Here is a 23398-nt window from a genome sequence, read left to right as displayed (position 1 = left end):
GCCGCATAAGCGTTAGCGCCATCGGCACAACGCTACACTAATGCCCCATAAATGGTGAGCAACGCAATAATCACCACCACCACAAACGAGGCCTTCTTCGCCATCGATACCGCCGCTTTGGGGGTTTCTACTTTGTCAGTATGCGGTTCGCGCGCCAGTGAGAACTGCGCCAGACGTGTGAGCACCTGATACTGCGAAGTATGCAGATCCGCCAGCGAGGCAAACCAGGCCGGCAACGCTTTCTCGCCATGCCCCAGTAATGCATACACTACGCCCGCCAGACGTACCGGAATCCAGTCCAGCACATGAAGAATAGCGTCAATGCCGGATTGCAAACGTTGGTGTGGCGTCTGATAGCGCGCCAGCCAGGTCTGCCAGGCCCGTAAAAACGCATAGCCCACCAGCGTTACCGGCCCCCACGGACCGCCAACGATAAACCAAAATAGCGGTGCGAGGTAAAAACGGAAATTTATCCATAACAACGCATTTTGCAGCTCACGCAAAAATTCACGCTCATTACAATCCGGCGGCACGCCGTGGATTAGCGTAAGCTCGCTGGCCATCGCCTCACAAGGATGCGGATCGTTACGGGACGCCGCTTTCAGCCAGGCGTGATAATGTACTCGCACTTTGCCCGCGCCGATACACAGCACGCCCAGGAGAATCCACACCACCAGCGTCGGCACGTTAAATAGCAGCCCTTTTAACGCCTGGAGCAGTAGAAAAGTCACCACCATCGCGATCGCCGTCATTCCCATCGTGCGCAACATCGAAAAATGCGTAATCCGACGGAATAGCGCCTCCAGCCGATGATCGAGCTGCCAGTGCTCGCCCAGCTTAAACAGGCGCTCGACAATCAGCACCAGTAATGTCGTAAACAGCGTCATGTCATCTCCTTGTGCGACGAAAGGGCTACCAAAGCGCGAAAGCGCGGCCAGTCAAAGGCAGGGCCAGGGTCCGTTTTACGGTCAGGCGCAATGTTGCAGTGTCCGGTCATATTGTCGGCGATCGCCGGATAGCAAGCGATAAGCGTGCGCGTCACGGCGGCTAGCTGCTGATACTGCGCATCGGTATAAGCCAGCGTATCCGTCCCCTCCAGCTCAATACCAATGGAGAAATCATTACAACGTTCCCGCCCCTGATAGTTTGATACGCCCGCATGCCACGCACGCTTATCAAAAGGCACATACTGGACGATTTCACCGTCGCGACGAATCAGACAATGGGCCGAAACACGAAGATGAGCGATTTCTGCAAAAAAAGGATGGGCGTCTGGATCTATCGTTCCGGTGAATAATGCATCGATCCACGGACCGCCAAACTCGCCGGGGGGCAGGCTAATATTATGCACCACCAGCAAGGACGGTTTTTCGTCATCCGGACGGCAATCATAATGCGGAGAAGGGACGCGTCGCGCCTCTACCAACCAACCCTTATCTGGCAACATGCAGAGTCTCCTTTTGAGTGGTGCTTATAGCTGCTTCAGAGTAGCATGTTTCTACCTTATGATTCGTTAGCAATTTGGAGTTTTATCATGCCGCCTCGCCGTTATAACCCAGACGACCGACGTGACGCGCTACTGGAACGCATTAATCTCGATATCCCTGCCGCCGTTGCTCAGGCGCTGCGTGAAGATTTAGGTGGAGAAGTCGATGCTGGCAACGATATCACCGCGCAACTTTTGCCGGCAGATACGCAAGCCCATGCCACGGTGATCACTCGTGAAGACGGCGTTTTCTGCGGCAAGCGCTGGGTTGAAGAGGTCTTCATCCAACTGGCGGGCGATGATGTACGCCTCACCTGGCATGTCGATGACGGCGACGCCATTTATGCCAACCAAACAGTGTTTGAACTGAACGGCCCCGCTCGCGTATTGCTGACCGGCGAGCGCACGGCGCTAAACTTTGTCCAGACCCTTTCCGGCGTCGCCAGTGAAGTACGCCGCTACGTTGGACTGTTGGCTGGCACCCAAACCCAGTTGCTCGACACGCGTAAAACGCTGCCGGGTCTGCGCACCGCGCTCAAATATGCGGTTTTATGCGGCGGCGGCGCCAATCATCGTCTGGGCCTCACTGACGCGTTCCTGATTAAAGAAAACCATATCATCGCCTCCGGTTCGGTTCGTCAGGCGGTGGAAAAAGCGTTCTGGTTACATCCGGACGTGCCGGTAGAAGTCGAGGTCGAAAATCTGGATGAACTGGACGATGCGCTGAAAGCAGGCGCGGATATTATCATGCTGGATAATTTCAACACCGACCAGATGCGCGAGGCGGTGAAACGCGTCAACGGCCAGGCGCGGCTGGAAGTATCCGGCAACGTCACCGCGGAAACCTTACGCGAATTTGCTGAAACCGGGGTGGATTTCATCTCCGTTGGCGCGCTGACCAAGCACGTACGCGCGCTCGATCTCTCCATGCGTTTTTGCTGATCCTCTCCGCCCGATGGCGCTGTGCCGTCGGGTCTATAAATCACCTGTCCGGAGATCCGCGCCATTATTCGGTAAAATATTCGTAGCGCCTCGCAATAACGTTGTCGTGTCATGTAACGCAGCGAAAATCTTCAGAATCCGCCTTCCCGTTTTACCTTTTGCCGCTCGCCCGCTCTTGCCGCGTTTGCCACAGTAGCGCCAGCTAACTCAAGGAGCGAACAATGGAAAAACAACGCGGTTTCACGCTTATCGAACTGATGGTCGTTATTGGCATCATCGCCATTTTAAGCGCCATCGGCATTCCGGCTTACCAGAACTATCTGCGTAAAGCGGCGCTGACGGATATGTTGCAAACGTTTGTCCCCTACCGTACCGCCGTCGAACTCTGCGCTCTGGAACATGGTGGGACGAGCACATGCGATGCGGGCATCAACGGTATCCCCTCGCCCGTCATCACCCGTTATGTTTCGGGCATGAGCGTGGAAAAAGGCGTCATCACGCTTACCGGCCAGGAGAGTCTGAGCGGGCTTAGCGTCATCATGACGCCCGCCTGGGACAATGCTAACGGCATTACCGGCTGGACGCGTAACTGCAATATTCAAAGCGACAGCGCGTTACAACAGGCTTGTGAAGATGTCTTCCGTTTTGACGCCAACTAAGGAGACAAGATGAAAGACGCTCAGCTCAACACCTTGTGTCAACGTCATCAGGCTGTACTGATCAATAGCGCCAGCAACAGTATCACTGTTGCGGTGGTCGACGCGCCCTCTCATGCGTTACTGGACGCTCTGCATTTCGCCACGCAAAAACAGATTGATATTGTGTGCTGGACTCGCCAGCAAATGGAAAATCATCGGCATAAGCCGGATCAGGCTCCCTCGGCAAACGCCGCGAAAGGCGGAGAAACCGCGGCCCAGCTTCTCAATCAGACATTACGCTCGGCGATGGCGAAACGCGCCTCTGATATCCATCTCGAACCAGGCGCCAGCCGCTACCGGATAAGACTCCGCATCGACGGCGTTCTTCATATTCTGCAGGACATCGCCAAAGAGACGGGGCTTGCGCTGACGGCCAGATTGAAAGTCCTGGGAAATTTGGACATCGCTGAACATCGGCTGCCGCAGGACGGGCAATTTACCGTTGACCTGGCGGGCGACAGCATCTCTTTTCGTATCGCCACGCTTCCCTGTAAAGAAGGCGAAAAAGTCGTCTTACGGTTGTTGCATCAGGTTGAACAAACGCTGGATCTGGACACGCTGGGCATGTACGGGGCACAACTTACCGCTTTTAGACAAGCCCTACAGCAACCTCAGGGGCTGGTACTGGTGACTGGCCCCACCGGTAGCGGAAAAACAGTCACGCTATACAGCGCGCTACAAACCCGGAATATGCCGGGTATCAACCTCTGTAGCGTTGAGGATCCGATAGAAATTCCACTGGATGGGATTAACCAGACGCAGATCCATCCCCGCGCCGGGCTCACCTTTCAAAATGTGCTGCGCGCGCTTTTACGCCAGGACCCTGACATCATCATGGTAGGTGAAATTCGTGACGGCGACACCGCAGAAATCGCCATTAAGGCGGCACAAACGGGCCATCTGGTACTTTCAACGCTCCATACAAACTCCACCAGCGAAACCCTGATACGTTTGCAGCAAATGGGCGTAGCACGCTGGATGATCTCATCGGCGCTTACGCTGGTGGTAGCGCAACGCCTGGTAAGGAAGCTTTGCCCGCACTGCAAACAGCGCCTGAGCGATCCCGTGGTGCTATCGCCCAATCTTTGGCCCAGCGCGCTACCGCGCTGGCAGGCAAGCGGCTGTCAGCATTGCTACCACGGCTTTTATGGCCGAACCGCGTTATTCGAAGTGTTAACCGTTACCCCGACATTACGTCAGTTAATTGCGAGCGGCGCATCGGCGCAAGCACTGGAAGCCCACCTCCAACAGACCGGTACAGGGACGCTTTTTGAAAATGGCTGTCGCGCCGTTGAGCAAGGCATGACGTCCTTTGAAGAGATACTGCGCGTTCTGGGAATGCCCCATGAGCGTTAAACAGCTCTGGCGCTGGCAAGGCGTTAACGATAAAGGTCAACTGGAACAAGACGTTGTATGGGTGGACAATCGTCTGGCGCTGATCATCACCCTGCAACATCAGCGCATTATGCCGCTTCGCATCAAGCGCATGGGCGTTAACGCCGCACTGTGGAAAGAAGAGCAAAGCGCTGAAATTATTCATCAGTTGGCCACGCTCATTCATGCCGGGCTGACGCTTTCTGAAGGGCTGGAACTCCTTGCGAAACAGCATCCCCACCGACAATGGCAAGCGCTGTTGCGCACGCTGGCTCACGAGCTTGAACAGGGCGTCCCTTTTTCCAGCGCATTAGTCTCCTGGCCGCAGGTATTTCCGCCGCTCTACCAGACGATGATCCGCACCGGAGAACTGACCGGCAAACTGGCCGACTGCTGCTTTGAACTGGCCCGTCAGCAAAAAGCGCAGCGGCAGATTACGGTTAGCGTGAAAAAGGCGCTGCGCTATCCCGCCATTATTCTGACAATGGCCGCTCTGGTCGTTTTCGCCATGCTGCACTTTGTTCTGCCGGAATTTGCCGCCATTTACCGTAGCTTTAATACCCCGCTCCCTCTTCTGACGCGCGGTATTATCGCGATAGCGCAATGGGGGTCGGCATGGGGTTGGCTCATCTTGTTCCTGACGATGCTCGTTGCTATCGCTCACCGCAGGGTAAAACAAAAGCCGTCCTGGCAAGCGCAGCGGCAGCGTCTTCTGCTACGGCTCCCCGTTATGGGTCGCCTGATAAGAGGCCAGAAACTAGCGCAAATATTCACCGTACTGGCATTGACCCAAAGCGCAGGCATTCCTTTTCTTCAGGGACTGGAAAGCGCTATCGAGAGTCTCGGCTGCCCTTACTGGTCACAGCGTTTAACGCAGGTACATCAGGAGATCGCCGCGGGCAATCCGGTCTGGTTGGCGCTAAAAAATACCCAGGAATTTAGTCCGCTATGCCTGCAACTGGTCAGAACGGGCGAAGCGTCCGGTTCACTCGATATCATGCTGCATAACCTTGCCCGTCACCACAGTGAAACTACGCTGGCGCTGGCCGATAATCTGGCGTCGCTGTTGGAACCGGCGTTATTGATCATCACCGGCTTAATTATCGGTACGCTGGTGGTGGCGATGTATTTGCCGATTTTTCATCTGGGAGACGCGATGAGCGGGATGGGATAAGGCTGGCGCACATTTACGCCAGCCAGAATATTAGAGGCTATTGAAAATGCGGTTTTCTTGTTCCTGCACCCGAATAAAGGTGGTGCGTTTGGTCAACTCTTTCAGGCGAGACGCGCCGACATAAGTGCAGGCTGAGCGTAGACCGCCCAGGATATCGCGGGCAGTATTGCCCACCGGCCCACGCAGCGGCAATTTAACCGTTTTACCTTCTGCCGCGCGGTATTTCGCGACGCCGCCGACATGACGGTTCATCGCAGATTCCGAACTCATGCCGTAGAACAGCATAAATTTCTCGCCGTTCTCTTCTACCACGCTGCCGCCGCTCTCTTCGTGACCCGCCAGCATGCCGCCCAACATAACGAAATCCGCACCGCCGCCGAAGGCTTTTGCTACGTCGCCTGGCATGGTGCAGCCGCCATCGCTGACGATCATGCCGCCCAGGCCATGCGCCGCGTCAGCACATTCGATAACCGCCGACAGTTGCGGATAACCAACGCCAGTTTTTACACGCGTCGTGCATACGGAGCCGGGACCAATTCCCACTTTCACGATATCGGCGCCGGAGAGGATAAGCTCTTCGCACATCTCGCCCGTTACCACATTGCCTGCGCAGATTGTTTTTGTCGGCCATGCTTCACGTGCTTTCGCGACGAACTGCACAAAATGTTCTGAATAGCCATTGGCCACATCAATACAGACAAAGTTCAGCGCAGGATTCAGCGCCAGAATCTGCACGGTTTTTTCGAAATCAGCATCAGAGGTCCCGGTGGAAACCATCACATGCTTGAGAACATCAGCCGAAGCCTTGTTGATAAAAGCTGCCCACTCTTCAACGGTATAATGTTTATGTACAGCAGTCAGAATATCAAACCCGGCCAATGCTTGCGCCATTTCAAACGTCCCGACGGTATCCATATTGGCCGCGATAATCGGTACGCCAGACCAGGTCTGACCTGAGTGTTTAAAGGTGAATTGACGTTCCAGTTCGACATCGGAACGGCTTTTGAGGGTAGAACGTTTAGGACGGATAAGAACGTCTTTGAAACCTAACTTCAGATCTTCTTCAATACGCATGTGCGGATTCCTGGGGTTAATGGCGAAAAATCGAAACTCACAACTCCAGTGACGCTATCATACGCACTAATCATGGCCGTACAAGACTGCGAAATTCTCTTTTTTTACGTTACAATCCCATAAATTTACCTGGCGAATAGTAGGTTAATGCTCAGAGCGCATCGTCTTTGTATGTTTAAAATTTAACCTTTTGATTATCAAACTAAAATTCCGGAAGCTGGAGATATGAGGTATACCGTAGCCTTAACCGGCGGTATTGGCAGCGGTAAAAGTACCGTCGCTGATGCCTTCGCTGACCTCGGAATAACCGTCATCGACGCGGATATTATCGCGCGCCAGATGGTTGAGCCAGGGCAGCCCGCCCTGAACGCAATAGCGGAACATTTTGGTTCTGAACTTATCGCCGCCGACGGCACGTTACGTCGCCGGGCGCTGCGTGAGCGTATTTTTTCGCATCCGGAAGAAAAAGCCTGGCTTAACGCTCTGCTTCATCCCTTAATTCAGCAGGAAACCCAACGACAGTTTCAACAGGCTACGTCGCCCTATGTGTTATGGGTTGTGCCTCTGCTGGTTGAAAACAGGCTGTATCAAAAAGCCAACCGCGTACTGGTGGTTGACGTTACGCCCGAAACGCAGCTTATGCGCACAATGCAGCGTGATGATGTTACGCGCGAGCATGTTGAACACATTCTCGCTGCGCAGGCGACGCGTGAAGCGCGCCTTGCCGTGGCGGACGATGTTATTGATAATAACGGCGCACCGGATGCTATCGCATCAGATGTGGCCCGCCTGCACGCCAGTTATCTTAAGCTCGCGTCGCAGTTTGTCTCACAGGAAAAACCGTAATGCACACCCAGGTCCTATTTGAACACCCTCTCAATGAGAAGATGCGTACGTGGCTGCGCATAGAGTTTTTGATCCAACAGCTCTCCATCAACCTGCCAATTGCAGACCATGCTGGCGCACTGCATTTTTTCCGTAACATCAGCGATCTACTGGATGTGTTCGAACGGGGCGAAGTCCGTACCGAACTGCTGAAAGAACTGGAGCGCCAGCAGCGTAAATTACAGGCCTGGGTTGAGGTTCCCGGCGTCGATCAAGACCGTATTGAAGCCCTGCGCCAGCAGTTAAAATCCGCGGGCAGCGTGCTGATCTCCGCCCCGAGGATTGGCCAGCAGCTACGCGAAGATCGCTTGATTGCCCTTGTGCGTCAACGCCTAAGTATTCCTGGCGGCTGTTGCAGTTTCGATTTACCCACTCTACATATCTGGTTGCACCTACAACAGGCGCAGCGCGACGCCCAGATTGAAAGCTGGCTTGCCAGCCTGAATCCCCTCACCCAGGCGCTGACGCTGGTGCTTGATCTGATCCGTAATTCAGCACCTTTCCGTAAGCAAACCAGCCTGAACGGTTTTTATCAGGATAACGGGGACGACGCCGATTTGCTGCGTCTTATGCTGACGCTCGATTCACAACTTTATCCGCAAATTTCCGGCCATAAGAGCCGTTTTGCCATTCGCTTTATGCCGCTGGATAGTGAAAATGGTCTGGTGCCGGAGCGTCTTGATTTTGAACTGGCCTGTTGCTAAGGAGTAAAAATGTCTGACGTGACCGTCGTAAACTGTCCGACCTGCGGTAAACCGGTCGTCTGGGGGGAAATTAGCCCCTTCCGCCCATTTTGTTCTAAACGCTGTCAGTTAATTGATTTGGGCGAATGGGCCGCCGAAGAGAAACGAATCGCCAGCAGCGGCGACCAGTCTGATAGCGACGACTGGAGCGAAGAGCGCTAACGGAGAGGGCTCTGTTGAGACGGCAATATCGCCTTATGACAAAAATAATCAATAAATACGCGTAGTTTTGGCGCCATATGCGCGCGGCCGGGATAATACAAATAAAATCGGCGAGATTAGGCTATAACAGAAACGTAGCCGCCACTGCGCCAGAAAACCCTGGCGCGTTATCACTGACCCTAAGCCCGCAAGAGCTGGCGGCAATTGAGGCGGTTTTTCCTCACGACGCCGCGGCCGGCCCCCGCTACTGGCCGGAAATTATGTCGACATTAAATCGCTAATAAGATCGATGGGGATCGTGTTGCGATCCCCCACTAAGGCGCAAATTGGCGTAATTTACGAATAATCGGTTCATTGGCTGGCGGAAAATCGTCCGTATTCAACGCGTTCTGCGCGATCCACCGTCCCGGCTGTCCTTCTTTCCCCCACGGTTCGCCCTCCCAGCGTTCAACCAGCCAAAACCACAGCGTAATGTGTCGGTCCGGGAATTGATATTCCAGAGTGTCGAATAATGTTACCTGTGTTGGCGTAATCCCCACCTCTTCCTGTAGCTCCCGGATCAACGCCTGCTCTGGTGTTTCGTCGGCTTCAATTTTTCCGCCGGGGAATTCCAGCTTGTTCGCCATATGCGCATCCGCGGCGCGTCGGGTAATAAAAATTTCATCGTTCGGGTTGCGGATAATCCCAACCGCGATTTGCAGTTTTTTCATCTTGTTGCATCCATAAAAAAGGCGCAGCCGCCTGCGCCTTTTTATCTGTGTTCAATGCCAGGCCGAATAAGCGTAGCGCCCTTCGGCAATGATGCCAGCACCGACCTGATGGCAACACATTATGTCTTATCAGGCCGGTAAGTTTATCGCATTAGCTCAGGCGACCGTGACACTGTTTGTATTTCTTACCGGAACCGCAAGGGCAAGGATCGTTACGTCCAATCTTACGTTCGCCTGTTTGGGCGGCCAGATCGGCAGCCACGGCGGTATCGTCATCCTGATGGCTTAGCTGCTGCATCTGCGCCAGGCGCTCCGCCTCTTCGCGACGCTGCATTTCCATCGCTTCGACCTCTTCCGGCATGCGTACCTGGACTTTGCTCAGGGTACTGATCACTTCATATTTCAGCGATTCCAGCATCGCGGCGAACATAGCGAAGGATTCGCGCTTGTATTCCTGCTTCGGATCTTTTTGCGCATAGCCGCGCAGATGAATACCCTGACGCAGGTAATCCATCGCCGCCAGATGCTCTTTCCACAGGGAATCGAGCGTTTGCAGCATCACGCCTTTTTCGAAATGACGCATCATTTCAGCGCCAACCACCTCTTCTTTACGCTGATACACCTCGATAGACTGCGCCAGGATGCGCTCACGCAGCGTCTCCTCATGCAGCTCCGGCTCTTTATCCAGCCATTCGGCAATCGGCAGCTCCAGGTCGAAGTCGTTTTTCAGGCGTTCCTGCAAACCCGGGATATCCCACATCTCTTCCAGCGACTGCGGCGGAATGTAGGCGTCGATAGTCGCCTTAAAGACATCTTCGCGAATGCTGTTAATGGTGTCGCTCACGTCAGACACATCCAGCAGTTCGTTACGCTGGGTATAAATTGCACGGCGCTGATCGTTCGCCACATCATCATATTCCAGCAGTTGCTTACGAATATCGAAGTTACGGCTTTCTACTTTACGCTGCGCGTTAGCGATAGCTTTCGTCACCCACGGGTGCTCAATCGCTTCGCCCGGCTTCATCCCCAGTTTACGCATCATACCGGAGACACGATCGGAGGCGAAAATACGCATCAGCGCATCTTCCATCGACAGGTAGAAACGGGAAGAACCCGGATCGCCCTGGCGACCGGAACGGCCTCGCAGCTGGTTGTCGATACGGCGGGATTCATGGCGCTCGGTGCCAATGATATGCAGACCGCCGGCAGCCAGAACCGCGTCATGGCGTACCTGCCAGTCCGCTTTAATCTGCGCAATCTGTTCTTCCGTCGGCGCTTCCAGCGCGGCGACTTCCGCCTGCCAGCTACCGCCCAGCATAATATCGGTACCACGACCCGCCATGTTAGTAGCGATAGTGACCGCCGCTGGATAACCAGCCTGCGCAACGATGCCTGCTTCGTTGGCGTGGAATTTTGCGTTCAGGACGTTATGTTTGATGCCCGCTTTGGTCAGCTCTCTGGAGACCACTTCAGATTTCTCGATAGAAATCGTCCCGACCAGCACTGGCTGACCGTTCGCGGTACGCTCTTTAATATCTTCGATAATGGCCTGGATTTTTTCCGCTTCGGTCATGTAGACCAGATCCGGCAAATCTTTACGGATCATCGGACGGTTGGTCGGAACAACGACGGTGTCCAGCTTATAGATAGAGCTAAATTCGAAGGCTTCAGTATCCGCCGTACCGGTCATACCGGCCAGCTTTTCATACAGACGGAAGTAGTTCTGGAAGGTAATAGACGCCAGCGTCTGGTTTTCATTCTGAATTTCAACGCCTTCTTTCGCTTCTACCGCCTGGTGCAGACCGTCAGACCAGCGACGCCCCTGCATGGTACGACCGGTATGTTCATCAACAATGATGACTTCGCCGTCTTTCACAATGTAATCCACGTCACGGGTAAACAGCGCGTGCGCGCGCAGCGCGGCGGTGACGTGATGCATCAGCATAATATTGCCAGGCGAGTAGAGCGACTCGCCTTCATCCATAATGCCTTCTTGCACCAGTAGCTCTTCGATCAGCACCAGACCGCGTTCGGTCAGGTTAACCTGGCGCGCTTTCTCATCAACGGAGAAGTGGCCTTCTCCCTGGAAAGTGTCAGAATCTTCTTTCTCCTGACGAATCAGGTGCGGAATGATTTTGTTCACTTTTTTGTACATTTCCGAGCTATCTTCCGCCGGGCCGGAAATAATCAGCGGCGTACGCGCTTCATCGATCAGGATGGAGTCGACCTCATCCACCAGCGCATAATGCAGTTTACGCTGCACGCGCTCTTCCGGGCTGAACGCCATGTTATCGCGCAGGTAGTCAAAACCGTATTCGTTGTTAGTGCCGTAAGTGATGTCGGCAGCGTAAGCTTCACGTTTAGCTGGCGCAGGCATACCTGGCAGGTTGATACCAACGGACATGCCGAGGAATTCGAATAGCGGACGGTTGTTTTCGGCGTCACGCTGCGCCAGATAGTCGTTCACGGTTACCACATGAACGCCTTTACCGGACAGCGCGTTCAGGTAGGCTGGCAGCGTTGCGGTCAGCGTTTTACCTTCACCAGTACGCATTTCGGCGATACAGCGATCGTTGAGCACCATACCACCCAATAGCTGAACGTCGAAGTGACGCATCCCAAAGACGCGTTTACTGGCTTCACGCACCACCGCGAACGCTTCCGGAATCAGGCTCTCTACGCTTTCGCCTTTTTCAATACGGGCGCGAAATTCGTTGGTTTTCGCTTTCAGTTCGTCATCGGAGAGTTTTTCCATCTCCGGTTCCATCGCATTAATAAGGCTGACGGCCTTACGCATACGACGCAGCGTACGATCGTTACGGCTACCGAATACTTTGGTTAATAATTTGATTAGCATAATAAAGTCTCAAATGCCCCGCGCCGCGGAGCTACAAATAAAGTAAAAGGGTCTTTTTTCGTTAGCTGAGACGTTGCGGACCGGCGCGGATACCCTGCGCCTGACTTATCCAGGCCGGGATGCTAAATGCGGTTTGTGGCGCAAAATACGCCAGGGAGAGGCGGCGAACAATCGCCGGCGGCGTGCCCTCCTGCGTGAGCATCGCGCTGAGCGTATTCAGTAAGGCGATATGATGCGCCTGTAATGGCGACGGCGCATCGGCAACGGGCAGCGTTTGCGGCGCCATTGCAAAAGAAAGGTGGCGAATCACCGTGCGAATAGCGTGCTGATGCCAGTAATCTACGGTGAAATTGGGACGACGGTTAGAGGCTTCTAACAGCGCAAGATGGCTAAAGTTAACTTTAGACGCGGTGCTGGCGGTCGTCCTTGCAGGCGTATTGGTTTCGGCGGCGTTACTGAGCGCGGGCAAACCAAAACTCGCCGCGACCATCCCTAATAAGAGATGCGGCCAGAAGTATCGTCTGCCTAACTGTCGCCAGCGCGTCAGTATTCCACTCACGTCATTGCCACCTGATATGCCCCTCATGGGCTTACGGAATCAAAACAATTTGCGCACAAATCTTATCATTAAAGCGTACGCGCTACAGCAGTAATGACGAGAAGCTAAGGTGAAAATCGGCTAAGAAAACAGCGAACGCGCCGTGTTTCCATTTAACCCTGTCAAAATGGCTGTATTAAGGAAAGCGCAGATAAAGAATAGTAAAAAAAACGACTGGCTCGCCTGGCCGGAGAGAGTGCCAGGTTAACCAGTCGAATTTTATACGACAGCGTATGTCGTTATGCCAGTACCGTCGAAGGCGCTTTGAAAGCCAACGGCAGTTCTGCGTCGTCCTGGAAGGTCACAAATTCCCAGGCTTCCTGTTTTGCCAGGACTGCCTGTAACAATTTGTTATTCAATGCGTGACCGGATTTATACGCGGTAAACGCACCAATAATATTGTGACCACACATGAACAAGTCACCGATCGCGTCAAGCATTTTGTGACGAACGAATTCATCTTCAAAACGCAGGCCGTCTTCGTTCAATACGCGATAATCGTCAACAACGATGGCACAATCGAAGCTGCCGCCCAGGCACAGGCCGCGGGACTGCAGATATTCGATATCACGCATAAAACCGAAGGTACGCGCACGGCTGATCTGGCGCATGAACGCATCCGCAGAGAAGTTCATCGCGTAGCGCTGGCTGCTGGAATCGATCGCCGGATGGTTAAAGTCGATGGTGAAATCCAACGTAAAACCATTGTACGGTCTGAATTCAGCCCATTTATCGCCATCTTCAACCCGAACAGTCTCTTTGATGCGTACGAATTTTTTGGCGCAGTTCAGTTCATCAATACCGGCATCAAGCAGCAGGTAGACAAACGGAGCGGCACTGCCATCCATGATCGGGATTTCCGGGGCATTAACCTCAATAACGATGTTATCGATACCTAAGCCCGCCAGAGCAGCGTTCAGGTGCTCAACGGTTGAAATCCGTACATCATGCTCATTCACCAGACACGTACAGAGCATGGTATCACGCACAGATTTGGCATCGGCCGGGAAATCTACCGGTGGATTCAAGTCGGTGCGACGATAGATGACCCCGGTATTGGCCGGCGCAGGGCGTAATGTCAGGGTGACTTTTTTGCCGGTGTGTAAACCGACGCCAGTCGCCTGAACGATACGTTTAAGTGTCCTTTGTTTGATCATCGTATAATCTCGCCAAATTACCTATCCAACCGAAGTGTACTATACATTCGGCGGGCCAGTTTAGCACAAAGAGCCCAGAATCCCAAATTCCAGCTAATTCTTAATCAGCTTGCTTACGCAGGAATGCGGGGATATCCAGATAATCCGGCTCTTTCGCCGCCTGTGGTGTATTGTCGTTAACCACTTTCGCGACCGTTTTTTGCTCCTGCGTCAGCGGCGCCATACCGTGCTGCTGATAACGATCCAACACCGGCTGCTGCACCTGTTTATTGGTGACCAGGGTGATTTCCGGACGTTTGTCCATACCAATACCGGTCGCCACTACCGTCACGCGCAGTTCATCATTCATATCCGGGTCCAGAGAGGTACCGATAACCACGGTGGCGTTATCCGACGCAAACGCGCGAATAGTGTTACCGACGGTTTCAAACTCGTCCAGACGCAGGTCGAAGCCCGCCGTAATGTTGACCAACACGCCGCGCGCGCCGGACAGGTCGATATCTTCCAGCAGCGGAGAAGAAATAGCCATTTCAGCCGCTTCTTCCGCACGGTCTTCACCGCTCGCCACGCCGGAGCCCATCATTGCGTAGCCCATTTCAGACATCACAGTACGCACGTCAGCAAAGTCGACGTTCATCAGGCCTGGGCGGGTGATCAGCTCTGCGATACCCTGAACCGCGCCTTTCAGCACGTCGTTAGCCGCGCCGAACGCGTCGAGCAGGGAGATACCACGGCCCAGCACTTTCAGCAGCTTGTCGTTCGGGATGGTGATCAACGAGTCCACATGCTTGGACAGCTCGGTGATACCCTGCTCCGCAAATGCCATGCGCTTTTTGCCTTCAAAATTGAAAGGCTTAGTCACCACGGCAACGGTCAGAATACCTAAATCTTTTGCCACTTCAGCAACCACTGGCGCCGCGCCGGTACCGGTACCGCCGCCCATGCCTGCCGCGATAAATACCATGTCTGCGCCTTCAAGCGCCGCACGCAGCGCTTCACGGTCTTCGTCCGCCGCGTTACGACCGACTTCCGGGTTAGCGCCGGCGCCCAGACCTTTGGTAATGCCGCTACCAATTTGAATGGTCTGGCCAACCGCCGTTTTACGCAACGCCTGAGCGTCGGTATTCACCGCGAAGAATTCAACACCTTCGATGCGCTCGCGCACCATGTGTTCAACAGCGTTACCGCCGCCACCACCGACGCCGATGACTTTAATCACCGCGTCGTTGGTTAGTTCCATAGGTTCAAACATAATCTCTCTCCGTCATGTGCCTGTCGCCTGAGGCCGTAATATCTGGCGGCCTCATAAAAAATTAAAACTCTTTTCGCAGCCAGCTATTAAGTCGCTTGATCCACGAGCCAACTGATGCCGTAACACGTTTTTCCACTTCTGCTTCACCGTTTAAGTGGGACTCTTTCCCGTAGTGAAGCAATCCCACCGCCGTTGAGTAATACGGCTCCTGGGCATAATCCGTCAGACCGGTAATATTCAGCGGCGCGCCGATACGCACCTGCGTATGAAACACGCGCTGAGCGCAAGCAGCAAGCCCTTCGATTTGCGCCGCGCCGCCGGTTAACACAATCCCCGCCGCCAGGTGATGTTTTACCCCTTGTTGGCGAAGCTGTTCCTGTAATTGCAATATCTCTTCGTTGACCAGATTGAGCAGCTCGGTGTAACGCGGCTCAATCACTTCCGCCAGCGTCTGACGTTGCAGGCTGCGCGGCGGACGCCCGCCTACGCTCGGTACTTCAACGCTCTCGTCTTTACCGACGATGGAACCCAGCGCGCAACCGTGGCGGACTTTAATGGCTTCAGCATCGCTCGGCGGCGTACCAAAGGCATAAGCGATATCGCTGGTCACCACGTTCCCCGCGTAAGGGATCACTTTGGTATGACGCAGCGCGCCGCCAGTATAAACGGCGATATCCATTGTACCACCGCCGATATCCACGACACAGACGCCCAGTTCACGTTCATCTTCCGTTAACACGGAATAACTGGCCGCCAGTCCGGCAAATATCAGTTGGTCAACTTTCAGACCACAACGTTCAACAGCTTTGACAATGTTTTTTGCCATATCGTTGTGGCAGGTAATCAAATGTACTTTCGCCTGCATACGCACGCCGGAAAGACCGACCGGATTTTTAATGCCTTCCTGGTAGTCAATGGCGTACTCCTGAGGAATCACATGCAGCACGCGATGTTCATCGCGCACGCGCACTGACTTCGCAGTATGCACGACGTTTTCCACATCTTCCTGCGTCACTTCCTCTTCGGAAATGGGCACCATACCAATTTCATTCTGACAGCTAATATGTTTGCCGGAAAGCGCCAGATATACCGAGGAGATCTGGCAATCAGCCATCAATTCCGCCTGGTCAATGGCGCGCTGAACGCATTTCACCACTGACTCAAGGTCATTCACCCCGCCTTTATCCATACCCCGCGATGGGCAACTGCCCACGCCAATGATATTGACCATACCGTCGGGCAGAACTTCCCCTACTAAAGCGGCAACCTTCGCGGTGCCAATCTCCAGTCCTACTACCAGTTTTCTGTCCGTCGCCTTGATCATTGTTGTTCTGCCTGTGCCTGATTCTGTTGCTGATTAGATTCCTCAGGGGGGAGCGGCGCCCAGCCAACTGCCGCACCTGAGTCATAACGCAAATCAACGTAGCTAATCCGTTTGCCATCGGTTTGCGCCTGCTGCTGTAAAACCGGATAGAGTTCTACAAAGCGAGCCAACCTTTTCATCGTATCGCCCCTGCCGAGATTGAGCTTAATGCCGTTATTAAGCGTCAATTGCCAGGAGCGACGTGCGGTCATCGCCGCTTCCTTTAGAGTGAATTTATCCTTAGCCAGCACCTGCCCCATCTCGCGGTATCCCTGCAACACTTCACTCGCGCTGCCTTCCGGGCCATACAACATGGGTAAAACCTGTTTGCCGATGCGGTCTGACGGCACGCTGAAGGTGTTCCCTTCAGCATCGACCATATGTTGATCATTCCAACGCGCAATCGGCACATATTCAACCAGATGAATCTTCAATTCATCAGGCCACTGTTTTCTGACGCTGGCCTGTTTAATCCACGGCAAACGCTCAATCTGGCTCTGGATAATGTTCACATCCTGCGTCATGAAGGTTCCCGGCGCGCCCAGAGCCAGTATCGCCTGACGGATATCATCGTTACGCGTGTAGTGACGCTCGCCGGTTAATACCAGCTTTGATAACGGTAAACGCTGCGCATCTTCCATCCACCCTAACACGACCCACCCGCTAACAAACACGGTGCACAGTACCGTCAGCAGAAATAAAATACCTGCAAGACGCGTTCCATTATTGCGGCGTGAAGAAGGTGTCTCTTCATCACTGTTTCGCGTGTTCAGCGCAGCCTGCGACATATCAGTCCGCCAACTCCAGAATTCGTACCACTAACTGCGAGAAGCTCATTCCCGCCTGACGCGCCGCTATCGGCACCAGACTATGGCTGGTCATCCCCGGAGAAGTATTGGCTTCCAGCAGATAAAACTGACCATCGCTGTCCAGCATGACGTCAATACGCCCCCATCCCGTGCAGCCTAAAGCTTTCCATGCCTGCAGGACGAGAGACTGTAGCGCGGCTTCCTGGGACGCTTCTAAACCGGCAGGGCAGAAATACTGAGTCTCATCAGAGAGATACTTCGCCTCATAATCATAGAAGGTTCCTGCCGGTTGGATACGAATTGACGGTAAAATTTCTTCGCCAACTATCGCCACCGTAAATTCCGGACCGCACAGCCATTTCTCAACCAGTATTTCGTCATCATGCTGAAAAGCCAATGATAACGCACCCTGTAAAGCATTTTCTTCTACTACTTTCGTCATACCGACGCTGGAGCCTTCACGGCTGGGTTTGACGATCAGCGGTAAACCCAGCGCCGAAATTCGCGCTTTTTGTTCTTCGCTAAGGCCTTTTTCAAACTCAGCGCGCGTCAGCGCGACCCACGGCGCAACCGGTAAGCCTGCGCCCTGCCACAGCAATTTACTGCGCAGTTTATCCATTGAAAGCGCCGAGGCCATCACGCCGCTGCCGGTATAGGGCAGGCCGAGCAGTTCAAGCATTCCCTGTAAGGTGCCATCTTCACCGCCGCGGCCATGCAACGCAATAAAGACCTTCTGAAAGCCCATTGCTTTAAGCTGCGCGACATCGACCTCTTGCGGATCGACGGGATGCGCATCAATGCCGCCTTCACGTAACCCGGCCAACACTGCCGCGCCGGAATTTAACGAAACGTCCCGCTCCGCAGAGGTTCCGCCCAACAGGACCGCGATTTTATCAGCCATGTTGTTCTTCCTCCTGGATTTGCGGCTTCAGCTTGATTTCAGATAAGTAACGCGCAATTTTGCCAACATTTCCTGCGCCTTGCACTAATATCAAGTCGTTACCCGTCAGCACCGGCGCTAACATTGTCGCAACCTGAGCCGGATCGGAAACCAGAATCGGGTCAATTTTTCCCCGATTACGAATCGTACGACATAAAGAACGGCTATCCGCGCCCGGAATCGGCGCTTCGCCCGCCGGGTAAACGTCCAGCATCAGCAGCGCATCAACCTGGGTCAGCACATTGGCGAAATCGTCATACAGATCGCGCGTGCGCGTGTAACGGTGCGGCTGAAACAGCATCACCAGGTTTTTATCCGGCCACCCTGCTCGCGCAGCTTTAATGGTGGCGTCTACTTCAGTCGGATGATGGCCATAGTCATCCACCAGCATCGCCGTCCCGGCTTTACCATTCACCGGCTCAAGCGGGAACTCGCCGAGGAAGTCAAAACGACGCCCAGTCCCCTGGAAGCTTTCCAACGCGCGCAGGATAGCGTTATCGTCGATGCCTTCTTCGGTCGCTACCGCCACTGCCGCAGCGGCATTCAGGGCATTGTGGCGACCCGGCGCATTCAATGTGACATGCAGATCCGGCATTCCCTGGCGCAACAGCGTAAAGTGCCCCTGCGGCCCAATCTGCTGATAATCTTCTACGCGGACGTCAGCATCCTCGCTAAAGCCATACGTCGTGGTCTGACGCCCCACCCGCGGCAGCAGCTCGCGGATGACCGGATCGTCGACGCACATTACCGCGCGACCGTAGAACGGCAGGTTATGCAGGAAGTTAATAAACGTCTGCTTTAAATTTTCAAAGTCGCCATGATAGGTATCCATATGGTCGGCTTCGATGTTGGTGACGATCGCGACCATCGGCTGCAAATGCAGGAAGGACGCGTCGCTCTCATCTGCCTCGGCAATCAGGTAACGACTATGGCCCAGACGCGCATGAACGCCTGCGGCTTTCACCAGTCCGCCATTCACGAAAGTCGGGTCCAGCCCCGCTTCGGCATAAATACTGGACACCATCGCGGTCGTTGTGGTTTTTCCGTGCGTCCCGGCAATGGCGATGCCGTGGCGAAAACGCATCAGTTCCGCCAGCATTTCCGCACGGCGAATAACCGGAATACGCGCTTCATGCGCCGCGACAATTTCCGGGTTATCCGCGGAAATTGCGCTGGAAACGACGACCACGCTGGCATCACGCACATTTTCCGGACGATGATTAAAGAAAATCGTCGCCCCCAGGCTCGTCAACTGCTGGGTCACCGGATTCGGCGCTAAATCGGAACCACTGATCTGATACCCTTCATTGGCCAGAACTTCGGCAATACCGCCCATACCAGCACCACCGATGCCAACAAAGTGAATGTGCCGAACGCGACGCATTTCGGGCACGATGGAACGCAGTTTTGCCAGTTGTTGTGTATTCATTCTTTACGCCATTAACTCCAATACCCGCCATACTTCAAATTGCAGATGCGTTGGCTTGCCTGCAACCCAAATTATTGAGGGTAGAAAAACCCTGCGATGCAAAAGGCACCGCCACAAATTATGTCCGGGCAACCCGGCTGACTTCACTGGCGACGCGCTCGGTAGCATCCGGAATGGATACCGCGCGGGCACGCTCCGCCATGGTTAACAACGCCTCGCGCGACCACCCCGCCAGGGTGTCGGCGACAGCCTCTACAGTAAACTGCGGCTGCTCAAAAATCTTAGCTGCGCCGGCGTTTTCTAACGGCAGCGCATTCCAGTACTGCTGCCTGTCTTTATGCTGAAACGGCACAAATATCGCCGGTAATCCGGCGGCGGCGATCTCGCTCACCGTTAAAGCGCCGGAACGACATACCACCACATCCGCCCACGCATAGGCGGCGGCCATGTCATCGATAAATTCCGTTACCTTATGCTGCGGTTGTCCCGCCCCGGCATATGCCTGCTCTACCGTGAGCTGCGCGCCTTTTCCGCTTTGATGCCAGATTGTAACCGTATCGCCCAGTCTGGCGGCAACCTGCGGCATCGTCTGGTTCAGGACTCGCGCCCCCTGAGAACCGCCGACCACCAACACGCGAATCGGGCCGTCACGACCGGCCAGACGCACCTGCGGCAACGGCAACGCCAGTACGTCGGTACGCACCGGGTTACCCACCACTTCCGCGTTCGGGAACGCACCGGGAAACGCCTGCATCACCGTGGTCGCGATTTTGGCCAGCCACTGATTGGTTAGTCCGGCGATACCGTTTTGCTCATGCAAAACGACCGGAATACCCAATGACCAGGCAGCAAGACCGCCGGGGCCGGAAACATAACCGCCCATTCCCAGTACGACATCCGGCTTAAACCGCTTCATGATCGCCCTCGCCTGCCGCCAGGCGTTAAAAATCCGCAGCGGCGCCGCCAGAAGCGCTTTTACGCCTTTACCGCGCAGACCGGAGATCCGAATAAAGTCAATGTCGATGCCATGCTTCGGCACTAAATCCGCTTCCATACGATCGGCGGTACCCAGCCAGCGAACCTGCCAGCCCTGGGCCATTAAATGATGCGCAACGGCCAGTCCCGGGAACACGTGCCCGCCGGTACCGCCCGCCATCACCATTAACCGCTTCGGTTGACCACTCATCGAGAACCTCGTGTAAACGCCTGCGCTTTTTCCAGACGCGTTTCATAATCAATACGTAATAAAAACATAATGGCCGTCGACATAATCAACAGACTCGACCCGCCATAACTGATCAGCGGCAGCGTAAGACCTTTGGTCGGCAGCATCCCCGCGGCCGCGCCAACGTTTACCAGCGCCTGGAAACTAAACCAAATACCGATAGAACACGCTAAAAATCCGGAAAAACGGTGGTCAATCTCCAGCGCTTTACGGCCAATCGACATCGCGCGAAAAGCGACGAAGAATACCATTAAAAGCGCCAATACCACACCGATATAACCCAGTTCTTCCCCAATAATGGCGAAGATGAAATCGGTGTGCGCCTCCGGCAAATACTCCAGTTTCTGCACCGAATTCCCCAGCCCTTGCCCCCATATCTCACCGCGACCAAAAGCCATCAGCGACTGCGTCAGCTGATAACCGCTGCCGAACGGATCTTCCCAGGGGTTCCAGAACGAGGTAACGCGGCGAATACGATACGGTTCGGCGAGGATTAACAGAATCACCGCCGAGATGCCCATCCCGATAATGGCGATGAACTGCCATAATTTCGCCCCGGCGAGAAACAGCATCGCCAGCGTGGTGACAAACAGTACGACCACCGTCCCGAGGTCAGGCTGCGCCAGCAGTAACACCGCCAGCACCAGAATCACGCCCATTGGTTTTAAAAAGCCGCGCAGGTTATTTCGCACCTCATCAACCTTACGCACCAGATAGTTCGCGAGGTAGCAGAACAGCGACAGCTTGGTAAACTCCGCAGGCTGAATACGCAGCGGCCCCAGCGCAATCCAGCGCGACGCCCCGTTAACCGAGCTCCCGACGACCAGCACGATAAGCAGCATAATGATCGACGCAATCAGCATCGTCGTGCTGTATTTTTGCCAGAAGGTCATGGGCAAACGTAGCGTGACCATCGCCAGACAAAATGCCAGGAAGATATAGAGCGCATCACGTTTGGCAAACAAAAACGGATCGTTCGCCAGGCGCTGCCCGACTGGCATGGAGGCCGACGTCACCATGACAAAACCAATCGCCGCCAGCCCGAAGGTCAGCCATAGCAGCGTGCGGTCATACATGATCAGACTGTCGGCGTCTTTATCGCGCGAAGCCATCACCCAGCCTTTAAGCGCCGCAAACAGCCAGGCCAGGAGGCCAAAGCCTGGTACGCGCGGCATTCTCAGACGGGGGAGAGATAAACGCATCAACCTAACTCCTTCGCCAGACGGGTAAAGACATCGCCCCGTTGCTCAAAATTTTTAAACTGATCGAGGCTGGCGCAGGCGGGCGACAACAGCACCATATCACCCGGCTGAACGCGCGGCGCCAGCAAACGCATCGCCTCTTCCATCGTCTCAGTCTGTTGGGCGATTTCCGGACGCAGTGCGGCAAGCTGCGCGCCATCGCGCCCAAAGCAATACAGGCGGATACGGTCGCCGGTCAGATAGCGCGCCAGCGGAGAAAAGTCTGCCGACTTACCGTCGCCGCCCAGCAGCAGATGTAGCGTACCGTCCACATGCAAACCGTTTAGCGCCGCTTCGGTACTGCCGACGTTAGTCGCTTTCGAGTCATTGATCCAACGTACGCCGTTATGCTCCAACGCCAGCTGGAAGCGATGCGCCAGACCGGTAAATGTCGTCAACGCCTTCAAACTGCTGGCGCGCGGCAGACCTACGGCATCCGCCAGCGCCAGCGCCGCTAACGCATTGGTATAGTTATGCTGACCGGAAAGCTTCATCTCTTTCACGTTCAGCACCTTCTCGCCTTTGACTCGTAGCCAGGTTTCGCCCTGCTGACGATTAAGGTGATAATCACCCATATTGACGCCAAAGCTGACGCAGCGCTCATCGGCCCCGCGTACCGGCATCGTCAACGCGTCATCGGCATTCACCACGCACACTTTCGCCTTCTCGTAGACGCGCAGTTTCGCCGCCCGGTACTGTTGCAAACCAAACGGATACCGGTCCATATGATCTTCAGTGACGTTGAGCACCGTTGCCGCCGCCGCTTGCAAACTTGACGTGGTTTCCAGTTGGAAACTGGATAATTCCAGCACGTACAATTCGCGATCGGCATCCAACAGCATCAGCGCCGGAAGACCGATATTGCCGCCAACGCCGACATTGACGCCCGCCGCTTTCGCCATCTCGCCCACTAAGGTGGTCACGGTGCTTTTGCCGTTCGAGCCGGTGATGGCCACAATCGGCGCTTGCGCTTCGCGGCAAAACAGTTCGATATCGCCGACAATTTCCACTCCAGCGCTGGCGGCAGCGCTAAGAGAGGGATGCGCCAGGGCGATGCCAGGGCTGGCGACGATTAAATCCGCCGCTAAGAGCCACTCGTCGTTCAGGCCGCCAACGTGACGCTCAACCTCTTGCGGCAGCTTATCCAGACCCGGCGGCGTCACGCGAGTATCCATCACCCGAGGCGTCACGCCGCGGGCAAGGAAAAAGTCCACGCAAGAGAGTCCGGTTAAGCCCAGACCAATAATGACGACGTTTTTGTCCTGGTAATCAGCCATGA

At 54.6% G+C, this 23398-nt stretch carries 22 protein-coding genes and 2 pseudogenes; 8 read left to right on the top strand and 16 right to left on the bottom strand.

The genetic code is table 11. The annotated features are described in order from the left end of the window. Positions 1-32 precede the first annotated feature (32 nt). Positions 33-887 (bottom strand): beta-lactamase regulator AmpE, encoded by an 855-nt coding sequence (ampE, locus tag ACLJPE_RS14650; protein ID WP_000172039.1) that lies wholly within the window; start codon positions 885-887, stop codon positions 33-35. Beyond that, positions 884-1447: a 1,6-anhydro-N-acetylmuramyl-L-alanine amidase AmpD gene (gene ampD, locus ACLJPE_RS14645; protein WP_000936326.1), complete on the bottom strand. Its 564-nt coding sequence runs from the start codon at positions 1445-1447 to the stop codon at positions 884-886. The genes ampE and ampD overlap by 4 nt, the downstream gene beginning before the upstream one ends. An 87-nt stretch (positions 1448-1534) precedes the next feature. Between ampD and nadC the strand changes: the two genes are divergently transcribed. The 4 genes from nadC to hofC all read left to right on the top strand — a co-directional run bounded on the left by nadC (position 1535) and on the right by hofC (position 5674). Then, positions 1535-2428, top strand: a complete 894-nt coding sequence (nadC, locus tag ACLJPE_RS14640; protein WP_023232749.1) for a carboxylating nicotinate-nucleotide diphosphorylase — start codon at positions 1535-1537, stop codon at positions 2426-2428. A 221-nt stretch (positions 2429-2649) separates the two neighbouring features. Then, positions 2650-3087 carry a prepilin peptidase-dependent pilin gene (gene ppdD / locus ACLJPE_RS14635; RefSeq protein ID WP_023232750.1) on the top strand — a complete coding sequence of 146 codons (438 nt, stop codon included), beginning with the start codon at positions 2650-2652 and terminating at the stop codon, positions 3085-3087. 9 nt (positions 3088-3096) lie between these two features. After that, positions 3097-4482 carry a type II secretion system protein GspE gene (gene gspE / locus ACLJPE_RS14630; protein ID WP_000650588.1) on the top strand — a complete coding sequence of 462 codons (1386 nt, stop codon included), beginning with the start codon at positions 3097-3099 and terminating at the stop codon, positions 4480-4482. Continuing rightward, a complete protein-coding gene (hofC, locus tag ACLJPE_RS14625) occupies positions 4472-5674 on the top strand; it encodes a protein transport protein HofC (RefSeq protein WP_023232751.1) in 1203 nt (400 codons plus the stop codon). The genes gspE and hofC overlap by 11 nt, the downstream gene beginning before the upstream one ends. A gap of 30 nt (positions 5675-5704) precedes the next feature. Here hofC and ACLJPE_RS14620 read toward each other — a convergent pair whose 3' ends face one another. After that, positions 5705-6748, bottom strand: coding sequence for a GMP reductase (locus ACLJPE_RS14620; RefSeq protein ID WP_001217361.1), 1044 nt, complete (start codon positions 6746-6748; stop codon positions 5705-5707). A 225-nt stretch (positions 6749-6973) separates the two neighbouring features. Between ACLJPE_RS14620 and coaE the strand changes: the two genes are divergently transcribed. The 3 genes from coaE to yacG are packed head-to-tail and all read left to right on the top strand — an operon-like array spanning position 6974 to position 8538. After that, positions 6974-7594 carry a dephospho-CoA kinase gene (gene coaE / locus ACLJPE_RS14615; RefSeq protein ID WP_001270914.1) on the top strand — a complete coding sequence of 207 codons (621 nt, stop codon included), beginning with the start codon at positions 6974-6976 and terminating at the stop codon, positions 7592-7594. After that, complete coding sequence (zapD, locus tag ACLJPE_RS14610; RefSeq protein ID WP_000557441.1) at positions 7594-8337, top strand: cell division protein ZapD; 744 nt, start codon at positions 7594-7596, stop codon at positions 8335-8337. Before coaE ends, zapD begins: the two co-directional genes overlap by 1 nt. A gap of 9 nt (positions 8338-8346) precedes the next feature. Next, complete coding sequence (gene yacG / locus ACLJPE_RS14605; RefSeq protein ID WP_001286419.1) at positions 8347-8538, top strand: DNA gyrase inhibitor YacG; 192 nt, start codon at positions 8347-8349, stop codon at positions 8536-8538. On the opposite strand, the pseudogene ACLJPE_RS14600 reads toward yacG, so the two are convergent. Beyond that, positions 8535-8648: pseudogene (locus tag ACLJPE_RS14600) on the bottom strand (LysR family transcriptional regulator); the annotation flags it as partial. The gene yacG and the pseudogene ACLJPE_RS14600 overlap by 4 nt on opposite strands. Before the next feature lie 30 nt (positions 8649-8678). Between ACLJPE_RS14600 and ACLJPE_RS14595 the strand changes: the two are divergent. Further along, positions 8679-8819 (top strand): annotated as a pseudogene (locus ACLJPE_RS14595) (aldo/keto reductase); the annotation flags it as partial. A gap of 33 nt (positions 8820-8852) precedes the next feature. Here the strand turns inward: ACLJPE_RS14595 and mutT are convergent. The 12 genes from mutT to murD all read right to left on the bottom strand — a co-directional run bounded on the left by mutT (position 8853) and on the right by murD (position 23396). Continuing rightward, complete coding sequence (mutT, locus tag ACLJPE_RS14590) at positions 8853-9248, bottom strand: 8-oxo-dGTP diphosphatase MutT (RefSeq protein ID WP_000736058.1); 396 nt, start codon at positions 9246-9248, stop codon at positions 8853-8855. 151 nt (positions 9249-9399) lie between these two features. Next, positions 9400-12105, bottom strand: coding sequence for a preprotein translocase subunit SecA (gene secA, locus ACLJPE_RS14585; protein ID WP_000905755.1), 2706 nt, complete (start codon positions 12103-12105; stop codon positions 9400-9402). 61 nt (positions 12106-12166) lie between these two features. Continuing rightward, on the bottom strand, positions 12167-12664 hold the full coding sequence (secM, locus tag ACLJPE_RS14580; RefSeq protein WP_000014336.1) for a secA translation cis-regulator SecM: 498 nt from the start codon (positions 12662-12664) through the stop codon (positions 12167-12169). Between the two features lie 278 nt (positions 12665-12942). Continuing rightward, on the bottom strand, positions 12943-13860 hold the full coding sequence (lpxC, locus tag ACLJPE_RS14575; RefSeq protein WP_000595487.1) for a UDP-3-O-acyl-N-acetylglucosamine deacetylase: 918 nt from the start codon (positions 13858-13860) through the stop codon (positions 12943-12945). Positions 13861-13960: 100 nt separating this feature from the next. Continuing rightward, positions 13961-15112: a cell division protein FtsZ gene (gene ftsZ, locus ACLJPE_RS14570; RefSeq protein ID WP_000462785.1), complete on the bottom strand. Its 1152-nt coding sequence runs from the start codon at positions 15110-15112 to the stop codon at positions 13961-13963. A gap of 61 nt (positions 15113-15173) precedes the next feature. Next, on the bottom strand, positions 15174-16436 hold the full coding sequence (ftsA, locus tag ACLJPE_RS14565; protein WP_000588463.1) for a cell division protein FtsA: 1263 nt from the start codon (positions 16434-16436) through the stop codon (positions 15174-15176). Next, entirely contained in the window at positions 16433-17263 is an 831-nt protein-coding gene (ftsQ, locus tag ACLJPE_RS14560; RefSeq protein WP_000075728.1) for a cell division protein FtsQ, read from the bottom strand. Before ftsQ ends, ftsA begins: the two co-directional genes overlap by 4 nt. A 1-nt stretch (position 17264) precedes the next feature. Continuing rightward, positions 17265-18185, bottom strand: coding sequence for a D-alanine--D-alanine ligase (locus ACLJPE_RS14555; RefSeq protein ID WP_039513865.1), 921 nt, complete (start codon positions 18183-18185; stop codon positions 17265-17267). Beyond that, a complete protein-coding gene (gene murC, locus ACLJPE_RS14550) occupies positions 18178-19653 on the bottom strand; it encodes a UDP-N-acetylmuramate--L-alanine ligase (protein WP_023232752.1) in 1476 nt (491 codons plus the stop codon). The genes ACLJPE_RS14555 and murC overlap by 8 nt, the downstream gene beginning before the upstream one ends. A gap of 118 nt (positions 19654-19771) precedes the next feature. Then, positions 19772-20839, bottom strand: a complete 1068-nt coding sequence (gene murG / locus ACLJPE_RS14545) for an undecaprenyldiphospho-muramoylpentapeptide beta-N-acetylglucosaminyltransferase (RefSeq protein WP_000016613.1) — start codon at positions 20837-20839, stop codon at positions 19772-19774. Further along, on the bottom strand, positions 20836-22080 hold the full coding sequence (gene ftsW / locus ACLJPE_RS14540) for a cell division protein FtsW (RefSeq protein ID WP_001239803.1): 1245 nt from the start codon (positions 22078-22080) through the stop codon (positions 20836-20838). The genes murG and ftsW overlap by 4 nt, the downstream gene beginning before the upstream one ends. Next, entirely contained in the window at positions 22080-23396 is a 1317-nt protein-coding gene (gene murD / locus ACLJPE_RS14535; protein ID WP_000796443.1) for a UDP-N-acetylmuramoyl-L-alanine--D-glutamate ligase, read from the bottom strand. Before murD ends, ftsW begins: the two co-directional genes overlap by 1 nt. Positions 23397-23398: the final 2 nt, after the last annotated feature.

This window comes from Salmonella sp. SAL04196 (assembly GCF_046550835.1).
Taxonomy (GTDB): domain Bacteria; phylum Pseudomonadota; class Gammaproteobacteria; order Enterobacterales; family Enterobacteriaceae; genus Salmonella; species Salmonella enterica.
This window is presented reverse-complemented; position numbering and strand designations above follow the sequence as displayed.

Coding starts and splice junctions, on each gene's coding strand:
- ftsZ (WP_000462785.1), bottom strand. CDS start 15,112: ATGTTTGAACCTATGGAACTAACCAACGACGCGGTGATTAAAGTCATC.
- coaE (WP_001270914.1), top strand. CDS start 6,974: ATGAGGTATACCGTAGCCTTAACCGGCGGTATTGGCAGCGGTAAAAGT.
- ftsA (WP_000588463.1), bottom strand. CDS start 16,436: ATGATCAAGGCGACGGACAGAAAACTGGTAGTAGGACTGGAGATTGGC.
- hofC (WP_023232751.1), top strand. CDS start 4,472: ATGAGCGTTAAACAGCTCTGGCGCTGGCAAGGCGTTAACGATAAAGGT.
- lpxC (WP_000595487.1), bottom strand. CDS start 13,860: ATGATCAAACAAAGGACACTTAAACGTATCGTTCAGGCGACTGGCGTC.
- murG (WP_000016613.1), bottom strand. CDS start 20,839: ATGAGTGGTCAACCGAAGCGGTTAATGGTGATGGCGGGCGGTACCGGC.
- ftsQ (WP_000075728.1), bottom strand. CDS start 17,263: ATGTCGCAGGCTGCGCTGAACACGCGAAACAGTGATGAAGAGACACCT.
- mutT (WP_000736058.1), bottom strand. CDS start 9,248: ATGAAAAAACTGCAAATCGCGGTTGGGATTATCCGCAACCCGAACGAT.
- ampD (WP_000936326.1), bottom strand. CDS start 1,447: ATGTTGCCAGATAAGGGTTGGTTGGTAGAGGCGCGACGCGTCCCTTCT.
- murC (WP_023232752.1), bottom strand. CDS start 19,653: ATGAATACACAACAACTGGCAAAACTGCGTTCCATCGTGCCCGAAATG.
- yacG (WP_001286419.1), top strand. CDS start 8,347: ATGTCTGACGTGACCGTCGTAAACTGTCCGACCTGCGGTAAACCGGTC.
- ACLJPE_RS14620 (WP_001217361.1), bottom strand. CDS start 6,748: ATGCGTATTGAAGAAGATCTGAAGTTAGGTTTCAAAGACGTTCTTATC.
- ftsW (WP_001239803.1), bottom strand. CDS start 22,080: ATGCGTTTATCTCTCCCCCGTCTGAGAATGCCGCGCGTACCAGGCTTT.
- murD (WP_000796443.1), bottom strand. CDS start 23,396: ATGGCTGATTACCAGGACAAAAACGTCGTCATTATTGGTCTGGGCTTA.
- gspE (WP_000650588.1), top strand. CDS start 3,097: ATGAAAGACGCTCAGCTCAACACCTTGTGTCAACGTCATCAGGCTGTA.
- ampE (WP_000172039.1), bottom strand. CDS start 887: ATGACGCTGTTTACGACATTACTGGTGCTGATTGTCGAGCGCCTGTTT.
- secA (WP_000905755.1), bottom strand. CDS start 12,105: ATGCTAATCAAATTATTAACCAAAGTATTCGGTAGCCGTAACGATCGT.
- ppdD (WP_023232750.1), top strand. CDS start 2,650: ATGGAAAAACAACGCGGTTTCACGCTTATCGAACTGATGGTCGTTATT.
- zapD (WP_000557441.1), top strand. CDS start 7,594: ATGCACACCCAGGTCCTATTTGAACACCCTCTCAATGAGAAGATGCGT.
- nadC (WP_023232749.1), top strand. CDS start 1,535: ATGCCGCCTCGCCGTTATAACCCAGACGACCGACGTGACGCGCTACTG.
- ACLJPE_RS14555 (WP_039513865.1), bottom strand. CDS start 18,185: ATGGCTGATAAAATCGCGGTCCTGTTGGGCGGAACCTCTGCGGAGCGG.